Source organism: Paenibacillus ihuae (assembly GCF_001368795.1).
GTDB classification, from domain to species: domain Bacteria; phylum Bacillota; class Bacilli; order Paenibacillales; family Paenibacillaceae; genus Paenibacillus_AQ; species Paenibacillus_AQ ihuae.
The window spans coordinates 1194711-1195765 of record NZ_LN831198.1 but is presented as its reverse complement, the minus strand read 5'-3'; the positions used below and the strand labels follow the sequence as shown (position 1 = coordinate 1195765).

1 protein-coding gene is annotated in these 1055 nt (G+C 53.3%); it reads right to left on the bottom strand.

The genetic code is table 11. The features are described from left to right. Positions 1-45 precede the first annotated feature (45 nt). Positions 46-1055, bottom strand: a 1010-nt coding sequence (locus tag AQR02_RS05250) for an alpha-N-arabinofuranosidase (protein ID WP_054939677.1), incomplete at its 5' end; no start/stop codon positions are given.

The following is a 1055-nucleotide window of genomic DNA, read 5'->3' as shown; positions in this document are numbered from 1 at the left end:
GGCAGCCTTTGCAGGCAGTTGTTGTACTCATCTCAGATCTCCGCCTTAAGCCTTCGGCTTAATTTCCAGTACGGTAACCGACATTGGAGGCAGCTCCAGGTTGAGGACGCCGCCTTCCAGCTGGAAGGCGGTAAACGGCTGTGGAGCTACTGCTTCCGGCTCACTGAAGGTATTATGGGCATCGACTGCCGTTCCGGCAAGCGTCGTTCCGGTCACTTCTGGCGCCTGCCCGGCAAGTCCGCGCAGCTCAAGCGGAAGCTTAGCTGCTGCTGCATGGTTCAGGTTGCACAAGCTGACATGAATCACGCCTTCTGCGGTAACAGAAGCAGATGCCGACACCTCCGGAATTTCGCGTCCCTCGAAGCTGTAAGTTCCGCTCTCGAGCGCCAAATCAAGCAGCTCTGCATCCTGATGCACCTTATACATGTTGAAAACATGGTAGGTAGGCGTCAGAATCATTTTCTCCCCTTCGGTAAGAATTACAGCCTGCAGCACGTTGATCGTCTGGGCAATGTTAGCCATCCGCACCCGGTCACTGTGCTTGTGGAAAATGTTCAGTGTCAAGCCCGCAACCAGCGCATCGCGGATGGAGTTCTGCTGATAGAGGAAGCCCGGATTGGTTCCCGGCTCGACATCATACCAGGTTCCCCATTCATCGACGATCAGGCCAACGCGCTTCTCCGGATCATATTTATCCATAATGACGCTGTGACGGGTAACCAGCTCATCCATGTGCAATGCCTTCTCCAGTGTAGAGAACCATTCTTTGGTCTCAAAACCGGTAGCCGCGCCTTTGTTATTCCATTCCCCAGTTGGCAGCGTGTAATAATGCAGTGTGATCGAATCCATGAACCTTGTGGCTTCACGCATAAGCACTTCTGTCCAGTTATAGTCATCTGCATTCGCACCGCAGGCGATCCGGTGAATCTTATTGTCGCCATAATTGCGGACATACGTCTGGTAACGGCGGTACAGATCGGCGTAATATTCGGGACGCATGTTTCCGCCACAGCCCCAGTTCTCATTCCCCACGCCAAAATAAGTTACACTCCAAG